Raw genomic sequence first — 2,040 nt, 5'->3', positions numbered from 1 at the left:
CGGGAACGCCCGGCCGCGCGGGGGCCGCACCGGCCGGCCGGCCGCCCGCGGTGCGGGCCGGACGCTCGGGGCCCGGCCCGTCGGTCGGGACGGTGCCGCGGGCCGCCAGCTCGCTCAGCCGCTCGTGCAGGGCGGCCGCCCCGGGCCGTTCGGCGGGCTCCTTGGCCAGGCAGGCCCCGATCAGCGGCGCGAGCGGCGGCGGGACGGCCGACAGGTCGGGCTCCTCGTGCACGACCCGGTAGAGCATCACCTCCGAGGAGGCCCCCGAGCCGAACGGGGTGTCGCCGGTGAGCGCGTACGCCAGCGTGGCGCCGAACGCGAACACGTCCGTCGCCGGCGTCACGGCGGCGCCGCGCACCTGCTCGGGCGCCAGGAAGCCGGGGGAGCCGACCGCCGTGCCGACGTGGGTGAGCGTGCTGGCGCCGCGCGACCAGGCGATGCCGAAGTCGATGATCCGCGGCCCGCGCGGCGAGAGCAGGATGTTCGACGGTTTGAGGTCCCGGTGGACGACGCCGGCCTCGTGCACCTTGACCAGGCCGTCGGCCAGCGCGGCGCCGATCCGGGCCGCCTCCGGCCAGCTCAGCGGCCCCTCGTCGCCGACCCGCTTGTACAGCGAGGGGCCGGGCACGTACGCGGTGGCGAGCCAGGGGCGGTCCGCCTCGATGTCGGAGCCGACCACCCGGGCCGTGCAGCCGCCGCGGATCCGGGAGGCCGCGGCGATCTCGCGGGCGAAGCGGGTGCGGAACTCCACGTCCTCGGCGAGTTCGGCGCGGATCAGCTTGAGCGCCACCCGCTGCCCGCGGCGGTCCGAGCCGAGGTACACGACACCCATGCCGCCGGCGCCCAGCCGCCGGTGCAGGCGGTACGGCCCGACGATGCGGGGGTCCTCACGCCTCAGCCGCATCATCGCCATCTCCGTACCCCGTCAGCCTGTGGGTGAGGCCCCGTCGGTTGGGGCATCGTCAGTTCCTGTCTGGCACAGCTTACGGACTGCCCGCTGCGGTGTGCTGATACGCAACACCTCAACCCTCCGTGCGATTGTCCGATCTTGCACTGACCAGCGGTCGACGGGGGTGCCGAAACGTTTCTCGGGGTCGTCTCTCAGGGTTCCCCCGGGGGCGCGGTCGAGACCGTCTCCCCCTGCGGTAGTAGTCCCCGAGTCTTGGCGTCATCCTCCGGGATGCCCGCAGAACAATACGAGGGCATGACGTCCGGCGACCCCCTCGCGCCATAGCGTTGTGCTCAGCGGTGGACGGGGAGCTCGTCCCCCGAGGTAATCCGTCCACCGCGTCCACGTCGGCCGGCCACAGCACCGGTCGGGCAGGCACGAGCAGCACACGAACCAGGGCAGCACCCGCATCAGGAGCAGGAGTAGGGGCATGGCACCGCAGCTCACGGGATCACCCCGCCGCCGTCGGCCGGCCTTCACCCAGCGCCAGGCCGCGGAGCCGACCAGGCACCCGGCGGTCGCGCTGGCGATGGCGCTGCCCTGCGCCGTGCTGCTGGTGATGCTCTTCGGCGGCTGGGAGCAGATGGCGAACCAGGCCCAGGCCGTCGCCGACCTGATCCACCACTGAGACCGGAGGGCCGCGCAGGGCCGAAAGACCGGACCGGCCGCCACGGCCGGCCACTGAACGGGCACTGATCCCCTGGGGACGGGGAGCCAGTGCCGCCGGGGAAGCCGCGCCCGCGATGACACGCGGACGGGCGAGAGCGGTGCGCAGAGCACCCCGGCAGGCGGAGATGCCGCGTACGGACGTCGGTGAGGGCGACCGTACGCGGCTCTTCATCCGCACCACGCCGTTGCCGTCTTCGCCATGGCGTCGCCGTGTTCGCCATGCCGTTGCCGCGGGCCGGACGTGTTCGCCATGCCGTTGCCGCGGGCCGGAACAGCGCAAAAGGCCGGGGCCGTGACCCTCACGGATCACGGCCCCGGCCGTTACTGTGCGCGATACTGGGATTGAACCAGTGACCCCTACCGTGTCAAGGTAGTGCTCTCCCGCTGAGCTAATCGCGCCTGGTGTGGCGGTCCTGCAGCAG

General features: G+C 73.5%; 2 protein-coding genes and 1 tRNA gene. 1 reads left to right on the top strand and 2 read right to left on the bottom strand.

Annotated elements, in window-relative coordinates:
- A partial coding sequence (locus ACFVHB_RS13100; protein WP_380319673.1) for a serine/threonine-protein kinase occupies positions 1-913 on the bottom strand: 913 nt, incomplete at its 3' end.
- A 466-nt stretch (positions 914-1,379) separates the two neighbouring features.
- On the opposite strand from ACFVHB_RS13100, the gene ACFVHB_RS13095 reads away from it, so the two are divergent.
- Positions 1,380-1,577: a hypothetical protein gene (locus ACFVHB_RS13095; RefSeq protein WP_380319670.1), complete on the top strand. Its 198-nt coding sequence runs from the start codon at positions 1,380-1,382 to the stop codon at positions 1,575-1,577.
- A 368-nt stretch (positions 1,578-1,945) separates the two neighbouring features.
- Here ACFVHB_RS13095 and ACFVHB_RS13090 read toward each other — a convergent pair.
- Positions 1,946-2,017 (bottom strand) — tRNA-Val (locus ACFVHB_RS13090).
- Positions 2,018-2,040 lie beyond the last annotated feature (23 nt).

The organism is Kitasatospora sp. NPDC127111 (assembly GCF_042677465.1).
In the GTDB taxonomy this organism is placed as follows: domain Bacteria; phylum Actinomycetota; class Actinomycetes; order Streptomycetales; family Streptomycetaceae; genus Kitasatospora.
Note: the sequence above shows the minus strand (reverse complement) of the source record. Positions and strands in the feature narration are given on the sequence as shown.

Bases quoted from the DNA above. Each gene is read 5' to 3' on its own strand.
- ACFVHB_RS13095 (WP_380319670.1), top strand. From the start codon at position 1,380: ATGGCACCGCAGCTCACGGGATCACCCCGCCGCCGTCGGCCGGCCTTC.